The sequence below is a fragment of the Veillonella sp. 6_1_27 genome (assembly GCF_000163735.1).
In the GTDB taxonomy this organism is placed as follows: Bacteria; Bacillota; Negativicutes; order Veillonellales; family Veillonellaceae; genus Veillonella; species Veillonella parvula_A.
In genome coordinates, this window is the sequence record NZ_GG770217.1 from 439,178 (window position 1) to 459,033 (window position 19,856).

General features: G+C 43.6%; 15 protein-coding genes. 1 reads left to right on the forward strand and 14 read right to left on the reverse strand.

What is annotated here, in order from left to right; translation table 11 throughout:
• Positions 1-28 precede the first annotated feature (28 nt).
• The 5 genes from HMPREF0874_RS09025 to HMPREF0874_RS09045 all read right to left on the reverse strand — a co-directional run bounded on the left by HMPREF0874_RS09025 (position 29) and on the right by HMPREF0874_RS09045 (position 4,751).
• The gene (locus HMPREF0874_RS09025) at positions 29-787 is read right to left on the reverse strand and encodes an SDR family NAD(P)-dependent oxidoreductase (RefSeq protein WP_008603316.1); all 759 of its coding nucleotides are present in this window, start codon (positions 785-787) and stop codon (positions 29-31) included.
• Positions 788-1,173: 386 nt separating this feature from the next.
• Positions 1,174-2,175 carry an electron transfer flavoprotein subunit alpha/FixB family protein gene (locus HMPREF0874_RS09030; RefSeq protein ID WP_024061032.1) on the reverse strand — a complete coding sequence of 334 codons (1,002 nt, stop codon included), beginning with the start codon at positions 2,173-2,175 and terminating at the stop codon, positions 1,174-1,176.
• Positions 2,175-3,164 carry an electron transfer flavoprotein subunit beta/FixA family protein gene (locus tag HMPREF0874_RS09035; protein ID WP_039965428.1) on the reverse strand — a complete coding sequence of 330 codons (990 nt, stop codon included), beginning with the start codon at positions 3,162-3,164 and terminating at the stop codon, positions 2,175-2,177. The genes HMPREF0874_RS09030 and HMPREF0874_RS09035 overlap by 1 nt, the downstream gene beginning before the upstream one ends.
• Positions 3,165-3,168: 4 nt before the next feature.
• Positions 3,169-3,447, reverse strand: coding sequence for a ferredoxin family protein (locus HMPREF0874_RS09040; protein ID WP_004694335.1), 279 nt, complete (start codon positions 3,445-3,447; stop codon positions 3,169-3,171).
• Positions 3,444-4,751 carry an FAD-dependent oxidoreductase gene (locus tag HMPREF0874_RS09045; protein ID WP_008603320.1) on the reverse strand — a complete coding sequence of 436 codons (1,308 nt, stop codon included), beginning with the start codon at positions 4,749-4,751 and terminating at the stop codon, positions 3,444-3,446. The genes HMPREF0874_RS09040 and HMPREF0874_RS09045 overlap by 4 nt, the downstream gene beginning before the upstream one ends.
• Before the next feature lie 388 nt (positions 4,752-5,139).
• Here HMPREF0874_RS09045 and HMPREF0874_RS09050 point away from each other — a divergent pair, with 388 nt between their 5' ends.
• Entirely contained in the window at positions 5,140-5,601 is a 462-nt protein-coding gene (locus HMPREF0874_RS09050) for a helix-turn-helix transcriptional regulator (RefSeq protein ID WP_008603322.1), read from the forward strand.
• Positions 5,602-5,770: 169 nt separating this feature from the next.
• On the opposite strand, the gene HMPREF0874_RS09055 is transcribed toward HMPREF0874_RS09050, so the two are convergent.
• The 9 genes from HMPREF0874_RS09055 to HMPREF0874_RS09095 all read right to left on the reverse strand — a co-directional run bounded on the left by HMPREF0874_RS09055 (position 5,771) and on the right by HMPREF0874_RS09095 (position 19,845).
• Positions 5,771-7,093 carry a pyridoxal phosphate-dependent aminotransferase gene (locus HMPREF0874_RS09055; protein ID WP_008603324.1) on the reverse strand — a complete coding sequence of 441 codons (1,323 nt, stop codon included), beginning with the start codon at positions 7,091-7,093 and terminating at the stop codon, positions 5,771-5,773.
• Between the two features lie 436 nt (positions 7,094-7,529).
• Positions 7,530-9,398 carry a TonB-dependent siderophore receptor gene (locus tag HMPREF0874_RS09060; protein ID WP_008603325.1) on the reverse strand — a complete coding sequence of 623 codons (1,869 nt, stop codon included), beginning with the start codon at positions 9,396-9,398 and terminating at the stop codon, positions 7,530-7,532.
• A 22-nt stretch (positions 9,399-9,420) separates the two neighbouring features.
• Positions 9,421-10,332: an ABC transporter substrate-binding protein gene (locus tag HMPREF0874_RS09065; RefSeq protein WP_039965429.1), complete on the reverse strand. Its 912-nt coding sequence runs from the start codon at positions 10,330-10,332 to the stop codon at positions 9,421-9,423.
• A 1-nt stretch (position 10,333) separates the two neighbouring features.
• Positions 10,334-13,957 carry a cobaltochelatase subunit CobN gene (gene cobN / locus HMPREF0874_RS09070; protein WP_008603329.1) on the reverse strand — a complete coding sequence of 1,208 codons (3,624 nt, stop codon included), beginning with the start codon at positions 13,955-13,957 and terminating at the stop codon, positions 10,334-10,336.
• A gap of 3 nt (positions 13,958-13,960) precedes the next feature.
• Complete coding sequence (locus HMPREF0874_RS09075; RefSeq protein WP_008603331.1) at positions 13,961-15,988, reverse strand: VWA domain-containing protein; 2,028 nt, start codon at positions 15,986-15,988, stop codon at positions 13,961-13,963.
• Positions 15,989-15,990: 2 nt separating this feature from the next.
• Positions 15,991-16,920, reverse strand: a complete 930-nt coding sequence (locus HMPREF0874_RS09080) for an ATP-binding protein (protein ID WP_008603333.1) — start codon at positions 16,918-16,920, stop codon at positions 15,991-15,993.
• A 96-nt stretch (positions 16,921-17,016) separates the two neighbouring features.
• On the reverse strand, positions 17,017-17,862 hold the full coding sequence (locus tag HMPREF0874_RS09085; protein WP_008603335.1) for an ABC transporter ATP-binding protein: 846 nt from the start codon (positions 17,860-17,862) through the stop codon (positions 17,017-17,019).
• Positions 17,862-18,899 carry an iron ABC transporter permease gene (locus HMPREF0874_RS09090; protein WP_008603337.1) on the reverse strand — a complete coding sequence of 346 codons (1,038 nt, stop codon included), beginning with the start codon at positions 18,897-18,899 and terminating at the stop codon, positions 17,862-17,864. The genes HMPREF0874_RS09085 and HMPREF0874_RS09090 overlap by 1 nt, the downstream gene beginning before the upstream one ends.
• Entirely contained in the window at positions 18,892-19,845 is a 954-nt protein-coding gene (locus tag HMPREF0874_RS09095) for an ABC transporter substrate-binding protein (RefSeq protein ID WP_008603339.1), read from the reverse strand. Before HMPREF0874_RS09095 ends, HMPREF0874_RS09090 begins: the two co-directional genes overlap by 8 nt.
• Positions 19,846-19,856: the final 11 nt, after the last annotated feature.

Here is a 19,856-nt window from a genome sequence, read left to right on the forward strand (position 1 = left end):
ACTCTAAATAATATAAAATTTCAAGTAACTATTTCTTATGCACCATAAACCCAGCTGCTTGTTGATTTGCCATGATTGTGACATCGGAAATTTGCAAGCGTTTAGGTTGGTTTGTTACGTATAGCACAACGTCCGCCACATCCTCAGGTTGGATTGCATCGATGCCGGCATAAACGGCTTTAGCTTTTTCCGTATCACCGTGAAAGCGCACTTCACTAAATGGAGTCTCTACGATGCCCGGTTGAATGGTTGTGACCTTAATATCTGTAGCAATCGTATCCATCCGAATACCATCGCTTAACATCTTAACGGCCGCCTTTGTAGCGCAGTAAACAGCGCCACCAGGATATGCGTATATACCAGCAGTAGAGCCCATATTTACAATATGGCCTGCGTTTTTATCAATCATATAAGGTAGTACAGCCTTTGTTACATATAAAAGACCTTTCACATTCGTATCGATCATAGTCACCGCATCATCGACAGCACTATCTTGGAAAGGATCTAAGCCTTGCGCGAGGCCTGCGTTATTTACGAGGACATCAACGCCACCAAACGCTTCAATTGCTGCTGGAACCTTGCTTTCAACATCCTCACGACTACGCACATCAAGAACCAAAGTCTCAACGCGCACGCCATATTCCTTAGATAAACAAGCCTGTACCTCAGCCAACACCTCAGCGCGACGGCCGGAAATCAAAATATTATCGCCATACTTTGCATACGCCTCGGCAATACAAAGACCAATACCAGACGTTGCACCAGTAACAAAAACATTACGAGCCATAAAAACCTCCTTATCAATCCGAACTATATCTATAGCCTAATTATACCACTTTAATACGTAATAGACTCTAGGCCACTCCCCTATACTAATAAAAATGATACATTGGCACAGATGGTATTTAAAAGGATACATAAAGTGGCATATGGGTTTAGGAATATGATAATAAAAAGAGGATACCCTTTCTGAAACCGACTTTCCCTCTATATAAATAATATGTCGGCGCAGTGATTTATAATACTTGAATATTTGAGCTCTACAGCAGCAATAAACCAAATAGGGATACCTATTCGAAGCCGCCTTGGGCGCTACGCGTACCCATGAAGGCTGAGGATAGGTATCCCTATGTCTTATTTAGTCTGATAAGTAGAGCTCAAATATTACGTCTTTTATTTCAAATGCGCCAACATATCATTTAACACTTCCATGCAATCCCCCACTATCCCATAGTTAGCGTGTTGGAAGATTTCTGCATTTGGATCATTGTTGATAGCCACGATTGTGTCAGCCCCAGAGATACCGCTCACGTGTTGAATAGCACCGGAGATACCGAATGCCAAGTATAATTTAGGGCTTACAGTTTTACCTGTTTGGCCTACTTGGTATGGCAATTCAATCCAACCCTTTTCAACGAGAGGACGTGTAGCACCTACAACGCCGCCGATAGCATCAGCAAGTTCGTAAAGCTTATCAAAGTTTTCTTTGGACCCCATGCCGCGACCGCCCGCTACGATGATATCCGCTTCTTGAATGTTGTACCCAGCTTTGCTGAACGGAATGAAGTCAAGACGCTTCATGCGAATGTCTTCAGGTTTAAGGTCAAATGGTTCAATTTGAATGCGGCCCCAGCTATCTGCAATGCGTTCAGGCTTTTTAAATACATTAGGACGGACAGAACCCATTTGTGGACGATGATTTGGGGAAATAATTTCAGCTAAAATATTTCCCCCCAAGGCAGGGCGTGTCCATTCTACAAGGCCTTCCTCAGTATCTACTGTCAAAATAGTACAGTCAGCTACGACGCCGTTTTTCATGCGACCAGACATACGAGGTGCTAGGTCACGACCATTATTTGTTGCACCAATCAAAAGAATATTAGGCTTATGATCTTCAAAGAAGTCCGTCAAAACCTTTGTATAGCCATCCGTTGTATAGTATTTCAAAAGAGGGCTTTCAAAAACGTGAACAATATCGGCACCATGTGCCACAAGTTCCTCCGCCTCGGATTGAACATTCTCACCAAGCAGCATAACTTGAACGAGTTGACCCAATTCCTTAGCAATACGGCGAGCTTGACCGATAAGTTCGTACGTAACCGGATGCACTACGTCATCGATGGTATCCGCTACGACAAAGACGTCTCTATATTCATCAAAATTTGTCACTCCCATTATCGATCACCTCCTTTGGAACCTTCTTCACCTTTAACAGCTGCTAAAACCTTAAACTCACTGGAGGATACACTTTCAACAGAGGCAGCCCGCTGCACAGGATCTTTTACATCTACGCCCTCATCATTGGTATCTACAGGCTCTTCAACCAGTTCTTCGTTGGGCACTAATAGATGAGAAAACTTTTCTGGCTTGATATTATAAGCTAATTCAAGAATTTTCTTAGCGCCTTCGTCTACGGATGAAAGCATTTCTACCTTGCCTCGAAGCGGTGGTTGGTATACCTTGCGCACACGTGTAGGAGAGCCATTGAGACCAATACGGCTTTCATCAATATGCGGCATATCTCGCAATGTAATATGTGTAATCGTATACCGTTTAGCGTAAATCGAGCTCCAAAGACCTGGTTGGCGCGGCTCATTGAGTTCAGCCGTAGCCGTTACCAATAGTGGCAAAGGAACTTCCACAATTTCATAGCCATTTTCATGTTCTCGTTTCACAATCGCTTTTTGGGCTGCTTGATCTACGGATAATTCACAAGCATAGGTAGCTTGCGCCATGCCTAGTTCCTCCGCAATTTGAGGACCTACTTGAGCCGTATCACCATCGATAGCCTGCTTGCCGCAGAAAATGATTTGGAACTCACGATTCATAGTACGTTGAATATGACGAATGGCAGAGGCAATTGTATAGCTTGTCGCCAATGTATCAGCACCGCCAAACGCACGGTCTGTAATGAGCACCGCATCATCTGCACCGAGGGATAAACACTCGCGCAGTGCCGCCTCTGCTTGTGGAGGCCCCATAGTGACAACGGTTACACGACTACTTTCATATTGATCTTTTACCGAAAGAGCTGCCTCTAACGCATGCATATCATAAGGGTTTACAATACTAGGCAGACCTGTGCGGATGAGATTATTCGTTTCCGGATCCAGCTTAATCTCAGATGTATCTGGAACCTGTTTGATACATACTAATAACTCCATACACTCACCCCTGTCTAAATTCTACGCCCTTAGCGTTACGCGGATATTTCCAAGTTTTTACGATGGTTTCGCCACAGAGAACACGGCAGGTACCGCATTCAAGGCAACCAGCGAAATCAAATGCTAAATCGCCATTTTCTTGTAATGTATATAAACCAGCAGGACAGCCGTTTACGAGTTTCATTTTCTCTTCCAAGCTAAAGCCAGCGCCATCCACAATGATATGAGGAGACGTTTCATCTACATAGTATTTATTGGCGCCCAAGCGCTCTTCTAATTTCATAGGGAACGCACCCCTTTCCAAGCATCACGAATCAAGGTAACTAAACCAACGTCACTTACACTACCCATCAATTTCTTCATCATTGGTACTGCACCATCACCGTTTACAGTGAATACATCACGCATCACATGATTCACAAGAGCTGGATATTCTTTGAATATACGAGGGTTGGATGCGAGGAAGGCAGGCATATTTTTATAAAGCTTCATGTCCTTATATAGCCAAGAATTCTTAATTTGACGTTCATACAATTTAGCAACGCGCTCCATGTTTTCATCGCGCAAGGCTACGTTAACCGCATCCGCTGCACACATGCCAGATTCGATGGCAAGGTCCATCCCACGAATGGTATACCCCAAGTTCATACACATACGCGCTGCATCACCGACGATAACATACCCATTACCGCCCAACTTAGGCAGCGCTTTAAATCCGCCTTCTGGCACGAGATGCGCACTATGCTCCTTCAATTGACCATTTTTTAATAGTGGTGCGATTCTTGGATGATTGGTGAAAGCTAACAGCATATCATCTACCGATTTAGTAGCTTTGCCGATATCTTCAAGGCCTACAACCATACCTACGGAAAGGCTGTCTTTATTCGTATAAATAAAACCACCACCTAATAGGCCATCGGTCATGTCCCCCAATGTAAGCCACGCCATCCCCTCATCGCCAGATAGCATAAGGCGATTTTCAAGATCCTCTTTTTTGAGTTTATATACCTCTTTTACCCCTACAGCCATTGTTTTTGGATCTGTAGGGCCTGTAAGACCAGCCTGTTCCAATAATAATGTATTAGAACCTTCTGCGATGACAACTAATTTTGCATATACTTCGTCATCGTGACAGCGAACCCCTATTACGCGGCGATGTTTACCTTCACCTTCGGTAATAAGCTCTGTTACCTGTACATTAGATACGAGGAGAGCCCCTTTTTTCTCTGCCTCTTCTGCTAGCCATTTATCAAATTTAGCACGCAATACTACGTAGGATTCTTCATTAGGTTCACCATCTTCGTAACTATACTCGATGGTAGTCATTTCATTACCTGTGCCTATAGAAATGCGCTCTTTTGTTACCTTTCGTTCCAACGGCGCACGGTCTCTAAAGTCCGGTACAAGACGCTCCAAAGAATGTGTATAGATGCGTCCACCCATCATATTTTTAGCACCTGGTGCGGTTCCACGTTCGATAAGTAAAACTTTTACCCTCTGCTCCGCTAAGCGTAATGCTGCCGCAGAACCCGCTGGCCCTGCGCCAACAACGATAACATCAAATGTTTCATTGCGATCAATTGCCATATACTCAGCTCCTTTAAATGAAAGCTTAGACTTACATAAGTTCATATAGTATATATATTTCTCTATTTAGAACCAAAATACCTTTAAAAATTATCACAGAAAGATGAATATATTCTATATTTTTCAGAAATATATTATAAAAGTCTCTACAGGTTGTATATATACTCATTATATATTAATACTAATGTATACTTTCCGTTCTAAATAAGTGCAATAAAATTCATCAATTCGTGAAATTTATAAGTAAGTCTAGCTTTCACGGTGAAAGTAGCGTATGATAAAAGTAGCAAAAACCCTATACGGAGCAAGACGCGTATAATACGACCGCATAATGCAAGTCCACGGTCAAGGTTGGGAACTCGTTATTTTTTAATTAAGAGGAGGCCCTATGGACCCGTTAAAAATCTTGAAAGCATTATCAAATCCGCATCGGTTAGATATTATATTGTGGCTAAAACACCCAGAGAAAGAATTCGGTGTACAAGTACACTCTAAAACTCTTATCGATTTTCCACATAGTGTGAGCGTTAAGAGCATCCAAAAGCGCTGCGGTGTATCTCAATCTTCTATTTCTACATTTATGAGCATCTTAGAGAATGCTGAACTTGTAGAATCGCGTAAAATCGACCAATATACCTATTTTCGTCGCAACGAAGAGGTTATTCGCGAATTTGGCGAATGGTACAACAAAGAAGTATCCATCCAGTCTGATGAAATTGACAAATTATTAGAAACGGTTATCTTAGAAGACACTTCATATCCAGCAACTGAGGAACGCTCCATACCTAGCGAGCAACTGGCAGTCGAAATACGTACTAAGGGACCGCATCATGATGAAGAAAGTAAATAAAAGCCCTTCCCTACTTACCATATCTAGGGAAAAACGAAAAGAGCTATAATTTTGAATATTATAGCTCTTTTTTACGTAATACTATACCATACATAGTATCTATATAACTCATAATGATAACTTACAATGCAAAAAGAGTGCCTCCCTTTGGGAATGGCACTCTTTACATTTATACATTTCGTTGTGCTTCATAAGCTCTGAATAGTTTAGATAATAATTCAGGAGCCAAGCGCAATAGTTCTGGATTTTCACAGAAAGATACGCGCAATTGTGTTTTACCAGGGTTATTATCACCATTTTTACCGCTATAGAAACCATTGAGCGGCGCCATGAGGAGTGTATATTCCTTACCATCATCAAGGCTTACTGCACCGTGTTCGGCACACCAGGAAGCAAATTCCACGCCGTCAAAGCCAGGTTTTGCCACCTTTCTCACGTCGATTACAAAGTAAATAGATGCTTCAGGACGGGATACGATGAAGTCTGGTTCTACCTCTTTAAACCCTTTATGGAGCTCAAAGATCATTTGACGATAGTAGTCGCGTTGTTGCTCATACCAATTGTGCAACTGCGCATAGGACTCATGTTTCAAAGCGCCAAAAATATATTGGCCCAATGTATTAGCGCTAAGGTTTGCCGTATACTCCGCAACAGATTTTTCATAGCATAATTTATTATCCGTAATGATGGCTCCAATGCGAAGTCCACACGCATTCCAAACTTTACTAGCTGTTTCAAGGCTAATACGGCGACCTTCGATGCCAGGCACATCTTTATCGGTTAAAGCCCAAATGCTAGATGTTTCTTTCCCTTTTTCATAAGCCAATTCACGGTACGCTTCGTCAGAGATAATCCATAAATTATGTTTAACGCACAATTTAGTATATTCAATAAGTGTTTCTTTGCTAAATAATTGACCAGTCGGATTGTCATAAGGAATGATGAGCAACGCACCAGGTTTTGTGTCGATGATACGCTTCTCTACAGTCTCTACAGACGGCAATTCGAACTCACCATTTTCATTGAGCTCCCGTTCTACTGTTACGGTTTTACGGCCTATGCGAAGACCTACTGCATCATAATTTGTATAGGAAGGATTGAACATCAAGAGAGGGCGTTCCTCTTCGCCGGCACCACCACATACGCCAAGCATGATAATTTCCATCGCCATGGATGCACCGTCTGTCACGAGTACATCAAGACCTGTCGTATCAAAACCTTGACTGCGTAAAATGTGTAGAAATGCTTCACGGCATTCATCAGTGCCCGTAGTTGGTACGTATGGCACAATGCCATTGTGGAACGGACTATTGACACCACCCAAATCAAACAACCTACGCTGCATGGCGGGATGCATAGGACGCATTACATTGCCAATAGAACCATTCACCAAGATAGGTGGGTTCTTACGTTCCAAGAATTTAATTTGTCCTAGGCGAATGCCAGACGGCTTGCGAGCCATCATATACGGCGATAATTCTGGTTGTTTCATTTCGATCCAACTCCTCTAAAAATCAACCTTCTCCATGGGAAGGTTTTGATAACTGTGAAAGTAACAAAACACTTACTATACAAGCAAATATATGTGTACATCACAAAACATAAACTATGAATACCTATAGATAGATACATAATATTATAGAGCTTTTACTATAGAAAATCTATAGTTTTATAACATATACTTATTTACCTATACCCAATTTATCGGTTATTGAAAATAACTCTCATGGTGCTTAGTGCGGTCTCAATATATCATCAAAAATTATAATAAAAATGAAAGAGCCTAACGAGAGGCTCTTTCACCGTGATATAGATTACATTTTGAAGCTATACAAATAGCTATGATGTAATTGTCAATTATTAGTATAGCTTTATAATCGAACCATTGCAGTAGTTACATCTATTAGCCATTGCAGTAGTTATACCCATTAGATAGTCACTTCTACACCTAGACGGAAGTTACGACCTTGACCTGGCCACCAGTCACCAGGGTTGCCCCAACGAACGTTAGATTGTTCTGCATAGTATGTATCAAAGATATTATTGATACGACCAAATATAGTAACATTTTCGCGTACACGATAGTTAGCGCTGATATCCGCCAACCAGTACGTTTTACGTGGGAATACATTATCTGCAGGGCCAGGACGGTTGATGATACCGCGAATATCCAAATGAGCATCCCATTTAGCATCGTTGTAATCAAGGCCTGCATTAACAGCATGTTTTGGCACATACCCATCGCGATTTGCTTTGCGAGTTGGTGTCGCATCAATATGAGTATACGTATAGCCAAGGCGTGCGGACAAGTGGTTCGTCAATTGTTTACGCACATCCGCATTGATGCCACGAGCTTTTTCAGTGTCAAAATTGCGATATTGACCTGTAAAGTTTGCTGGATCTGTCATAACCCAACCGATTTTATCCTTCGTACTACGGCTGAAGAAACTAAGATTACTATTCCATGTTTTACCGAATTTGTGGTGTACACCTAAATCAAATTCATGACCTGTTTCCGGTTTCAAATTGCGATTGCCATTGAAGCCATCAAATAATTGGTATGGTGTAGGGGCTAAGAAGTACTCTTTATACGCAGCATACACATTTGTCTTCTCATTTACATCATAGCCAAGGCTGATGGATGGAGATGTATGAGTACCGAAGGAGGAATGATGATCAACGCGGATACCAGGCGTTACAGTCCACTTAGGAGCAAATTTCCATTCATCTTGAATGAAGTAAGATGTATTCGTAAGCTTCACGCCACCCATATTAAGCACCTTATCTTGTCTCCAGTCAAAGCCGCCTACTACAGTATGGTCTTTTGCTTTATACGTAACTTGATCGCCAATACCACGAGTCTTCACATCTGTTAAGTACCCATCGTATGTTGTTTTATAATGATTGTTCATCAAGTATAATTGATGGCTCCAACGATTGCTGATTTTGTTCTTCCAAATCGCGCGTAAGGAATCATTCGCTTCATTACCATAACGAATATGGTTGAGGGCACCCAAATGGTCGGAGTACATTACATCACCACGATATGTGTCGTAAGATATTTTTACATCGTTCTTATCATTGATTTTATTGCCCACCATGAAAGATGCAGTGTGGCTATTGCCATGTTGCGGAACGCGCACGCCATGACCATCTTTATAGGAACCAATAATATCTTTTTGTACGCCTACACGCCAGTACCAATTGTTTTGGCTACCTTCGTTGGTAATTGCGTATTGCTCTAAATCATTACTGCCACCCATCACGCGAAGCTTAGTTTGTACACCTTGCTCAGGTTTTGCAGTGATTACGTTTACTACACCACCAATGGCACCGGAACCATACAATGTAGAGCCTGCACCACGTTGAACTTCAATGCGATCAATACTAGACATATCTTTCAAAATAGTCATCGGCGGATTCACACCAGCCGCCCCCATATTGATGCCGTCTACCAAATACAATACTTGGTCAGACCCATTGATGCGGAATGCATTGGAGTTCGTGTAACCTACGCCACCACCATACGTATTAATATCTACGCCCGGTACGATGTTCAAGGCTTCGTTCATATTCGTAGCATGGCGCTCACGAATATCGTCGCCTGTTACTACGCCTACACTAGCTGGCACTTCTGAAAGCTGTTGTTCACTACGAGTCGCCGTAACAACAATGGTATGCGCTTCTTTCGCATCACCAGCGTCAACAGCTGATACACTAGGAGTACTCAATGTGCTACCAAATACGAGAGCTAACCCTATGTACATGGATAATCGTTGCATTCTTGATACTTTCATAAAAACCTCCACACACACTAAATCACTTGTCATATATATTTTGTGCCATAGAAACCATTGCACGAGTCATAAATTGAGAATAACTCATGACCTGCGAGGAATCTACGAGGAACACACGACGATTGGCGATGGCCTTAACCCCCTGCAAAGCAGGATCAGAATAGAGTTGTTCTGCCGTTGCTGGCGTAGTACCATCCGAAGTGTAGGCCACCGATGGGATGATAATAATATCTGGATTCGCTTTAATTAAATCCTCTCGCGTCCCATTATCAAAAGGCCCCAAGCCTAATTGGGCGGCCGCATTGGTAACCTTCAGATATTTAGTCATATCATCAAAGGTTGACCCTTTGCCACCGGTTAAACCAAATTGCGTATAAAATGCTACTACAGGGCGTTCACCGGTATGTTTATTTGCTAACTCTTCGACAGTTTTCAAATCTGCATCCATGCTAGCAATCATCTTTTCATCCGAAGCGTGTAAGAGTCCTGCAATTTCATGGATAACTGCTTTTGCTTCTTCTACCGTAGTCGGAGTCTTATAGACGTAAACGGGAATCTGCATATTCCGCATTTCCCCAATTGCATCTGGAGATATCCAGTTTGGAACTAATACTAAATCAGGTTGTACAGAAAGCATGGATTCAGCAGTTGCTTTCACATGCGTCCCCACCTTGGCAGACTCATCAGGTACATTATTAGGCACGGTGCCAACGGCTGCCACTCGGCTCGGATCAACCAAGGATAACACTATATCCTCTGTACTCGCAGCAATAGGGACGATTCGCTTCGGCTCACTAGGCACCGTAACAGTTACACCAGTGCCATCCGTAACCTGATGTGTCGTGCCCGTAGTCCCCGTCTGCGTAGGACCACAACCGACCACTAGAAGTACCATCATTACTATGGTACATATAATAGATATTCTGTGCTTCATACTAACGACCTTCTATAACCCCTTCCATGGAAATAAATAATGATTGCAAATCCTGTAATATTTCAGGCGATGCATTCCAATAGCCACGTTGAGAAGCCTCTAGCAAGGTTTCTGTAATGCGCTGTAAGGCCCAAGGATTTACATTGCGCATCCAGTCTTGTACTGTCTTGTCTAAAGCATACTTATTAGCATACCCTTCATAGACCCAGTCTGGTACGACATCACTCGTAGCATCCCAACCAAATGTATGGGATACGACATTCGACATATCCGATGCCCCTTTATAGCCATGTTTCATCATGGCTTGAATAAATTTAGGGTTCTGCGTTTCCCCTTGCACGACGCGGCGAATTTCGTCACCTAAAGGCCTCATCACAACACGACTGCGGTCTGAGCTATCCCCCACATAGGCGCGCGGCGCACTGCCCTTTGCGGTGCGCACCGCCGCAATGAGACCACCGTGATAGCTATAATAATCGTCGGCACTCATAATATGGGTTTCTCGATTATCTTCGTTCTTAATGGTCACATCCATCGTGGTTAATCGACGTTGGAATAGCCTCATGTCCTGAGGAATGTCCTTGTGCAGGTGAAAGCTACTCCACTTGCTGTAAACTTGAGCAATATCTTGTAAAGACTCCCAGTTTTTGCCTTCAATCAAGGCACCTACACCCGTGCCATAAGCTTGGGGCGGATCGCCAAAGATGCGGAGTCTAGCCTTTTTAGTAGCCAATAGAGGGTCCTCACCTTGCTCAACGAGCCAGTCTACATCATCGTGAATATGCTTTTTCACGTAGTTGTCTTCCAACGACTCATCTAATTCTGCCACCATTTCAACGGCTTTGTCGAGCCAGCCGATAGCAGTAGGCATCATATCTCGAATGAGGCCACTGATGCGGCCCATCACATCGATGCGAGGACGCTGCAATTCCTCTAAAGGAATCACTTCTAAACCTGACACGCGACCGCCCGATTGCCATTTAGGTCGAACTCCTAACAAGTAAAGGAACTCACCCAAGCACTGACCATGACTTCTAGAATTGCTCGTAGCCCATAGGATGATGCCAATCGTCTCAGGATACCGTTGTTCATTCAAAATATAGTCAGCGATAACTTGATCTGCTAACTCTATGCCTAATTGATAGGCTATCTTCGTCGGTAAAGCTCTTTCATCTAAACCATAGAAGTTACGCCCCGTAGGCAGTACGTCGACTTGACCGCTCGAGGGGGCTCCACCTGGACCGGGCTCTACATATCTGCCCTGTAAGGCATTTGAAATAGAGGTTAGCTCGTTCTTGGTGTCACCTAATTTTGGAATATACTCTCGAACGATCGCATTCGCCAAAGGTTCTAACCGTTCGGGCACTGTATAATCTGGTATATTGATCACATGCCTTACAAAGCTACGCAATTCATTCCAAATTCGATCTATGGTAACACTATATCGTATACCATCTGAATGAATTTCGCCAGCATGTTCCGCCATATAAGACCAATCATAACCTAATTCTTCTGCGATGGTGGCAAGGCCTGACGCGATTTCACCTTGAGGAGTGCTTACAATAGCAGTAATAAACTCTTCTAATGCTTCCCCTTCAGGACCTTGCCCCAAGATGTGCAAACCATTGCGCATCTGCATATGTTTCAAGTCGCTCAGCTTTTCGTGGACCTCTGTAATTATATCGTCCACCGTCATGGTAGAACCTCGTTCTTTATCGATGAGATGGCACTCCATGGCCTTTTCTCGAATCACTTCACCTAGAGTAGAGACACTTTCAGGATGTTCCCGCTCAAAATGACTATGTTCATCGAGTAAGGCCTCTAATTCTTCGAACTCATCATAGAGGCCCGCTGTCGTCATCGGCGGCGACAAGTGACCCACTAAGCAAGCCGAACTACGCCGCTTGGCTTGTATGCCTTCCCCAATAATGGTTGTCCAATACGGGTAAATATTTGGCAAACTGGAAATGCCGATTTCCGGATAACAACTAGCGCTGAGTCCAGCCCCCTTACCGGGCAGCCATTCTAGAGAGCCATGGGTACCAACATGGATAAATGCATCAGCTTCAAAGACATCGCGCACCCAGTGATAAAACGCTAAGTATTGATGTGGTGGAGGCAAGCAAGGATCGTGATAAATGGCCGATACATTCTCCCCAAATCCACGGGGTGGCTGTACCGTAATCCACAGATTGCCATTGGAGAAACCTGGGATAATCACGTCATCATCGTAGACGAATACATCCCCTGGGGCTTCGCCCCAAGATTTAACCATTGCTGTCTGCGTATCTTCCGGCAGCGTAGCAAAATATGCTTTGTAATCATCACTACTTAACCGACCTTCTGCAGAGGCTAGCAGTTCATCGGTGAGCATGGAGCGGTCATTCGTCATATGAGACGTTACCACATCCATCAAGTCTGCACTTGTTTCTGGCACCGTGTCGATGGTATAACCTTCCGCCTTCATATCTCGTAATAACCGTAGCACCGACTCAGGTGTATCAAGACCTGCGGCAGAGCCAATGTTGGAGTTCTTAGGCGGATAGTTATGTAATATAACGGCCACTTTTCGCTCCGATACAGGGATATGACGCAATGTAGACCATTTAATAGCTCGTTGTACAATAGCAGCGATGCGTTCTTTCACAGGCAAGTACACATAGTGTCCACGCTCATCATAGGTTTGGCATGCCACAACACCGCCTTGAATAACCCCATCTAGCTCAGGCTGAGATATAGATAAATTCACGTCTAAAGGTGTTACACCTTGTGGATTCTCGGCCCAAGATTTCTCATCCATGTATATGGTATAACCCTGAACGATAGGAACATCCTGTAGCTTTAACTCCTCCAAGGTTTGAGCCCCTAAGGACTGAAAGGAAAATTTACAAGTATTTATGAGCACATCAAAGGGGAATTCATCCTTCCCAAAAAGATGGTTCATGGACAGCTTCATATTCGGAATACCTACGCGCGGATTCGAGCCATACTGACCATAAAAGATAATCGGATTGTACTGATGTTTGTAAATCTCTTCAAATAAGGCCTGTTGATACTCAATATCCCCCATGATCCATTCGTCACGGTAAAAGTAGACCGCTATAGATGGCCAATCTCGATGCCCTTCGGCATCCATAAACTCATCATAGGTTTCGTAGATATTGCCTTCTCGACCCATAATGGCTTGCCAAGGAATAGGATCTGGCTCTTCCCATTCAGAGGTAGGTTTTGTACTGAAAGCACCGTTGATTAAGCGTACATAATTCATGACCCCACTGGTTCGGCGGTAGCTTTCAAGAAGAACCCGTTTATCCTCATCCAAATTGCGATATAAAATATCTGTTTTCTTAGGTTCTACTACATCAATCCAGTATTTAGGATGATGTGCATATAACCAGCGTTCCAGACGTTCTAAGAAGGGCGAGTCTAAACCAACCCCCATATTCGTTACCAGAACTACATCGGCAGCGCGTAAGCGACTTTCAAAGTCAGCATCCCATTGAGGAGGCTTTTTCATATTGCAAAGGTCCACCTCGCCCTGTAAGAGTTCCGGGTAAGTAGCAACAGCTTTTTCTATATATTGGATTTGTTTTCCTAAATTAGAAATATACAGGAGTCGACTCATGATCTACCTCCGCGATACGCGCAAAATACTATCTGACGTAATAGAGTCCATCGCATAATAACTGCCATTCATTAATTTACACAATTCCTTAGCTAGGCCGAGCTTAATAAAGCCCGTTTCCGTATCGATAACGATACAGTCTACTGGCAAGGTCCCTAAAATACGAGCCCATTGTTTCGCCTCCCCTACAGGGTCCTCAGAAGTCCCCGAAGTAGCACGACCATCGGTAATACAAATCATTTGAATCCGCTCCGCCGAATGTCTGCGAAGCAATCTATCACACATAGTATAGGCTACTCGTAAACCTTGGGCTAAGGGCGTCTTGCCCCCTGTTGGCAATTTTGCTAACAGTCGCTCTGCTCGCTCTACACTACGGGTGAAAGGCAATAATACCTCTGCGGAATCCTTGCGAAATGCAATGAGTCCTACCGAATCACGGTGAACATAGGAGTCATGCAAGAGGCTCAAAATCGCACCTTTTGTCGCCTCCATGCGATGGCGGGCTGCCATAGAGCCACTAGCATCCACTACGAAAAGCTGATACGCACCGATTCGCTTTTCACGAGCCTTTCGGCGGTAATCTTGAGGTTTTACTACAATAGATAGCCCTTTTAAATCATGACGCTCTGCTTGTGGGGCCCTTTGACATAAGCATTCCGATGTAACAGATTGCTCCACTACATTTAATGGGGTATCTACCTGTAATTGTTTTACCCTTTCAACGGCCCGCAATCGTTGATACGGTGCGGCTGCACGCAATGTGTCAATTAAAGCCAAATCCTCTAAAGCCTGTTCATCTTGATAGGCTCGAATCATGCGCCCCCTAGTATCCTTTGTTCTAGTCATAAGGCGCCGACCAGAACCTTTACGATACTGACGGTCTACCGTTTTAGAAGATTGCAATTTCCATTGAAAGAACTGATTAGCTATACGGGCAACAGTATCGGGCAAACATAAAGAAGATATTCCATTAGATGTGTCACTATAAGTATTCATTGAATCAGAAGTTCCCCACTCATTCGCTGTAGACTCTAATGTTTCTGAATGATTGGACTCTTTTGATTTACCATCATCAAAATCCATATCACTTGAGCCGTCATGACCATCGCTATTTGAATTATCTAGCCCATTAGCGTTTAACTCGTCAGAATGGGATTCATCACGCTTGGAATCTCTGGAATCAGAGTTATCAGAGTCGTCTACATCCGAATCATCTGTTGCTGTTTCAGTATTTTTCTGTGACTGGTTTTGATTACTTGCACTATTAGATACCTCTCCTTGTGAGGTCTGAGATTCAGATGTATCATTGCGCTTCATGCGATGAGGCAATACATAGAGAGCGGCTCGTTCCGCATGAGATGGCTTGCAGTAAGAACTACCATCAAGAACTGCCAGTGATTTCATAACTTGTAATAATACATACTCTGCTCCATGACCTACGGTTCGAGCTTGCAATGCATAGGATATAGCCAGTGAAAGCATAGCATCAGGAACAACTATAGATTGAACTTGTTTAGAATCTATTAGGCTCAATAAATCCTCAGATGAAGGCTCAATTTCATCTCGCCTTCGTTGTAACACCTTCACCTTAGATTGTAGTGTAGGTACATCCATAGATACATGCACATCTACGAGTTCCCACTCCACATCATCTAAGGTTCTATCCTCATGGTTTATGGTCAGTATCAGTAGTATTTGACGACGTTTCGCTTCTACCAATAGTGCATGACGGACTTCAGGCGATAGAACGTGAGCATCATCGACAACCCAGCATCGATTACTCGTATCACCTAATAATCCAGATGCCATAACCATCTTACCCTGTGCAAGGGATGCTTCAAAATCGATGGACTCTTGTAGTTGTGAAGTATCTATATAAACAGGTATCAAACGATATGGAATTTGCCATTTCTCGAGGCACTGACGAAGTACATAGCTTTTACCAACACCGGTACCTCCAGAAATAACAATGGTATGAATCTGGTCGTTTACAAGGCCTATTTTGAGGACCTCTTGTACAGATGTTTCCATAACTAGCCCTCAAGCACTGCCGATACCACTGTATCAATGCGCTCCTCATCCTGACCTTGTTCTTCAAATGGCAAGCGACGTAATCGATGTTTTAACGCTAATCGTGCCGCCACCTTGAGGTCTTCCGCTGTAATTTGGTTGCGACTGTGAAAGGCTGCATGAGCACGAGCCGTATGCATCATCGTAATGTCTGGGCGATGTCCATCAACGCCGACACCTATGCTGATACTCGCTATTTGCAACAACACATCATCAGATGGGATGATGCCTGGCAATACTTCACGAGCTTGTAATAAACGTTCGTGCAGACTACGTTCTGATTCCTTGTAAGACGCTACAAAGCTTTCAGCATTGTCGCCAAAGGCGAGGCGACGCTTGATTACCTCCATACGTTGTGCCGGGTCCTGTTCTCCATAGACCATAACAGATAGTCCGAAACGGTCTAGCAGTTGAGGTCTGAGGTCGCCTTCTTCAGGATTCATCGTTCCTACGAGGATAAAACGAGATGGATGAGAATGGCTCACCCCTTCCCGCTCTACCGTATTCACCCCCATAGCCGCCACGTCTAGCAAAATATCTACAATGTGGTCATCTAATAGATTAACCTCATCTACGTAAAGAATATTTTGATGGGCTGCGTGTAAAATACCCGGTTCAAAGGCTTTTACACCCTCTTGCAATGCCTTTTCCAAATTTATGGATCCTACAACGCGATCTTCTGTAGCATTGATAGGTAGCTCAACAACAGACATCGCTGATGCGCCTGTTTCCATAGGAGGTAACAGATTCGCTAACGCACGTACAGCCGTAGACTTAGCAGTGCCTTTTTCGCCTTCAATTAAGACACCGCCGATTGATGGGTTTATGGCATTGAGCAACAAGGCCAATTTCATTTCATCTTGACCAACAATAGCAGTAAATGGATATAGCATACGCCTAACCTCACTCAGATTCGCAATACAAAATAGTCACCATACATAATAAATCAATAACCCTAGGAAAACTCTAAGTATCGTAATCCATTCTAACTATTTCAGATTTGGATCAATAGACATTTCTGAAGTAACTTCGGTTTGTTTGAAGTCATCAATCTTTGTAGTTCCTTTTGGGAATACAAAGATACGTTGTTGTTTAAAGTACGGATCATCGTAAACCGCGGCCGATAAACGGAACGCATTTCGTAGATTTTCTGCCGTCAATACATCACGAGGTGCACCTACATCAACGATGTGACCATCACTCACCAAAACGAGTTTGGTGCAATATTTGGCAGCTAACTCTAAGTCATGAACGACAATTAAAATCGTTTTACCTTCGTCACATAATCTGCGACCCTCATGAAAGATATCGTCAGCATATACTAGATCGAGGGCAGCCGTCGGCTCATCTAGTAATAGGACCTCTGTTTGTTGTGCCAAAGCCTTTGCTAAGAATACCCGTTGACGCTCACCGCCACTCAAAGATTGTACAGAACGATTCCGCAGATGATAAACGCCTACCTCTTTCATAGCCTGTTCAACGATAACTTTATCTTCAGGGCCTTCTTGTTCCCACCATTTCAAATAAGGATAACGAGCGGTCATTACAATATCGATGGCTTCATAATCGAAGGAAACATTTACAGACTGTTGCATATACGCCACATGATGAGCGATTTCTTTATCGCTCAAAGAAGAGATGCTTTTACCATCCCACAAAACATCTCCACCAGATGTAGGATAAAGGCCACGTAATGCTTTTAACAACGTTGTCTTACCAGAGCCATTAGGGCCGATAATGCCTACGAACTCGCCTCGGTCAATAGCAAAGGATGCCTCTTTTACAATGGTTGTATCTCCTAATGTGACAGATAGAGATTGAACATCTAGTTTCATTAGGCCCCTCCTTTACGACGCAAGCGATGAAGTAAATATAGAAAATATGGTGCCCCTAATAGAGCCGTCATGATACCTACGCGAATCTCAACTGGCTGAGCAATAACGCGACCTAATGTATCACAGAATACGAGGAATAGTGCGCCTCCAACGGCCGCCATAGGCAATAGTATTCGATGATCTGGCCCTACTAAGATACGTACAATATGTGGTACCACAAGACCTACAAAGCCAATAGAACCACTGACGCACACCGCAGTAGCAGTAACGACAGATGCCAAAAACAGGAATAACATGCGGTACACCATAACAGGCAAACCCAAGGCACGCGCCTCTGTATCGCCAAGGACAAGTACGTTGAGGTGACGACCGAGCATCATCAAAATGACACTACCCGTCATGATAGGTCCTACCGCCAATAGAACATGGTCCCATCGACGATAATCGAGGCCACCTACCATCCAGAATAAAAATTCCCGCAAGCGATATTCATTAATCATCGTCAAGATGCCCGATGTAAAAGCACCGAGCAGCATACTAACAGCTACACCAGCCAGCAACAAGGTGGTTGTGTCGAGCTTGTTATTACGCCATGTTAAAAGTATAGTAATCCCAACGGATACAAAGGCTCCAACGAAAGCAAAGGCAGGCATGTAAAACATGCTAAGGGATGTTACGCCAAGGGCAATGGCGATAACCGCACCGAGGGATGCTCCAGCGGATACGCCCATAATACCTGGATCTGCCAATGGATTGGAGAATACCCCTTGCATAACCGCACCAGCCAGTGCCAAGGCGCCTCCTACGAGAAGGCCAATGATAAGGCGTGGCATGCGGATAAACCACAGTACAGCCTCTTGTTCAGCCGTAATGGGCTCCGTGAAGCTCACAGGTATGCCCATGCCATTTAAAATACTTTGCACGCCCCCTCCGATAGGGATCATAATGGTCCCTACATGGAGTGCCAATAAACTCACAATACATAGCAATACCCCAATCAGAGTTATAGCCATGATGCGTTGTTTCTGTCTAGTCATGAGAATTCCTTTCTAATTGAGGATACACAGTATGCATAATGGCTAGCATTGCTTCACCAATATGCTGATTCATTGTATACAGGTACGCTGCCGGTAAGGGCTTAACACGATTTTCCTTAATAGCAGGTAGATTTTGAAAGGCCGGATTCTTTAAATATCTATCCGCCAAATTCTTGTCCATTCCCTTATAGGATGGAATAAAAATATAATCTGGGTTCATGGCTAGCACACGCTCCTCCCCAAAAGGTATTCGTGGTGGTAAACCAATCCGATCAGGTGCATTATAGATGCTCATATAGTGACACATATCATCAAAAAGGCTTCCTGTGCCCGTGTATCCGTCCATAGATGATACAAAGAGAACCGTCTTGCGCTGCTCAAGTGGAATAGATTCCGCTAGGTGCTTTATTTCATCTATTTCACGGTGAATCTTCCGATTGTAAAAGCTACCCTTTTCATCTTCCCCGATAATATGAGCAATCTCCATCACATTCTGAATCACTCCGTCCACCGTAGAAGGGGTCGGTACCACAACAGTGGCTATACCCATGTGCCGTAAACCATAGATAACATCAGCCGATATATAATCTGGCGCTATAACGAGATCCGGTTTCAAGGCTATAATTTTCTCCAAAGGATACGAGCTCAACACAGGCTTTACCATCCTTGCGCGCTTTGCCTCTAAGGAATATTCCTCATAGGTAGACAATTTATTAATGCCTGCTAAACGCTCTGGTTCTATAAGTCCTAATAAAATTGTGTCGAACGCAGAGGATAGCGATAAAATCCGCTTTGGATGCTCTGGAACAGCAACTTGAACGCCATCGTGACTTTCAACATAACGAGTATATGGCGTTACATTTGCCTCCGATTGAGGTCCACAACCTGTTAAACATACACAAAGGAGTATCATCAAACATATGAAAAATCCAATTTTCTTATTCATGATGATACTCC

Bases quoted from the DNA above. Each gene is read 5' to 3' on its own strand.
- HMPREF0874_RS09065 (WP_039965429.1), bottom strand. From the start codon at position 10,332: ATGAAGCACAGAATATCTATTATATGTACCATAGTAATGATGGTACTT.
- HMPREF0874_RS09030 (WP_024061032.1), bottom strand. From the start codon at position 2,175: ATGGGAGTGACAAATTTTGATGAATATAGAGACGTCTTTGTCGTAGCG.
- HMPREF0874_RS09060 (WP_008603325.1), bottom strand. From the start codon at position 9,398: ATGAAAGTATCAAGAATGCAACGATTATCCATGTACATAGGGTTAGCT.
- HMPREF0874_RS09090 (WP_008603337.1), bottom strand. From the start codon at position 18,899: ATGACTAGACAGAAACAACGCATCATGGCTATAACTCTGATTGGGGTA.
- HMPREF0874_RS09080 (WP_008603333.1), bottom strand. From the start codon at position 16,920: ATGCTATATCCATTTACTGCTATTGTTGGTCAAGATGAAATGAAATTG.
- HMPREF0874_RS09050 (WP_008603322.1), top strand. From the start codon at position 5,140: ATGGACCCGTTAAAAATCTTGAAAGCATTATCAAATCCGCATCGGTTA.
- HMPREF0874_RS09025 (WP_008603316.1), bottom strand. From the start codon at position 787: ATGGCTCGTAATGTTTTTGTTACTGGTGCAACGTCTGGTATTGGTCTT.
- HMPREF0874_RS09045 (WP_008603320.1), bottom strand. From the start codon at position 4,751: ATGGCAATTGATCGCAATGAAACATTTGATGTTATCGTTGTTGGCGCA.
- HMPREF0874_RS09095 (WP_008603339.1), bottom strand. From the start codon at position 19,845: ATGAATAAGAAAATTGGATTTTTCATATGTTTGATGATACTCCTTTGT.
- cobN (WP_008603329.1), bottom strand. From the start codon at position 13,957: ATGAGTCGACTCCTGTATATTTCTAATTTAGGAAAACAAATCCAATAT.
- HMPREF0874_RS09040 (WP_004694335.1), bottom strand. From the start codon at position 3,447: ATGAAATTAGAAGAGCGCTTGGGCGCCAATAAATACTATGTAGATGAA.
- HMPREF0874_RS09085 (WP_008603335.1), bottom strand. From the start codon at position 17,862: ATGAAACTAGATGTTCAATCTCTATCTGTCACATTAGGAGATACAACC.
- HMPREF0874_RS09075 (WP_008603331.1), bottom strand. From the start codon at position 15,988: ATGGAAACATCTGTACAAGAGGTCCTCAAAATAGGCCTTGTAAACGAC.
- HMPREF0874_RS09035 (WP_039965428.1), bottom strand. From the start codon at position 3,164: ATGGAGTTATTAGTATGTATCAAACAGGTTCCAGATACATCTGAGATT.
- HMPREF0874_RS09055 (WP_008603324.1), bottom strand. From the start codon at position 7,093: ATGAAACAACCAGAATTATCGCCGTATATGATGGCTCGCAAGCCGTCT.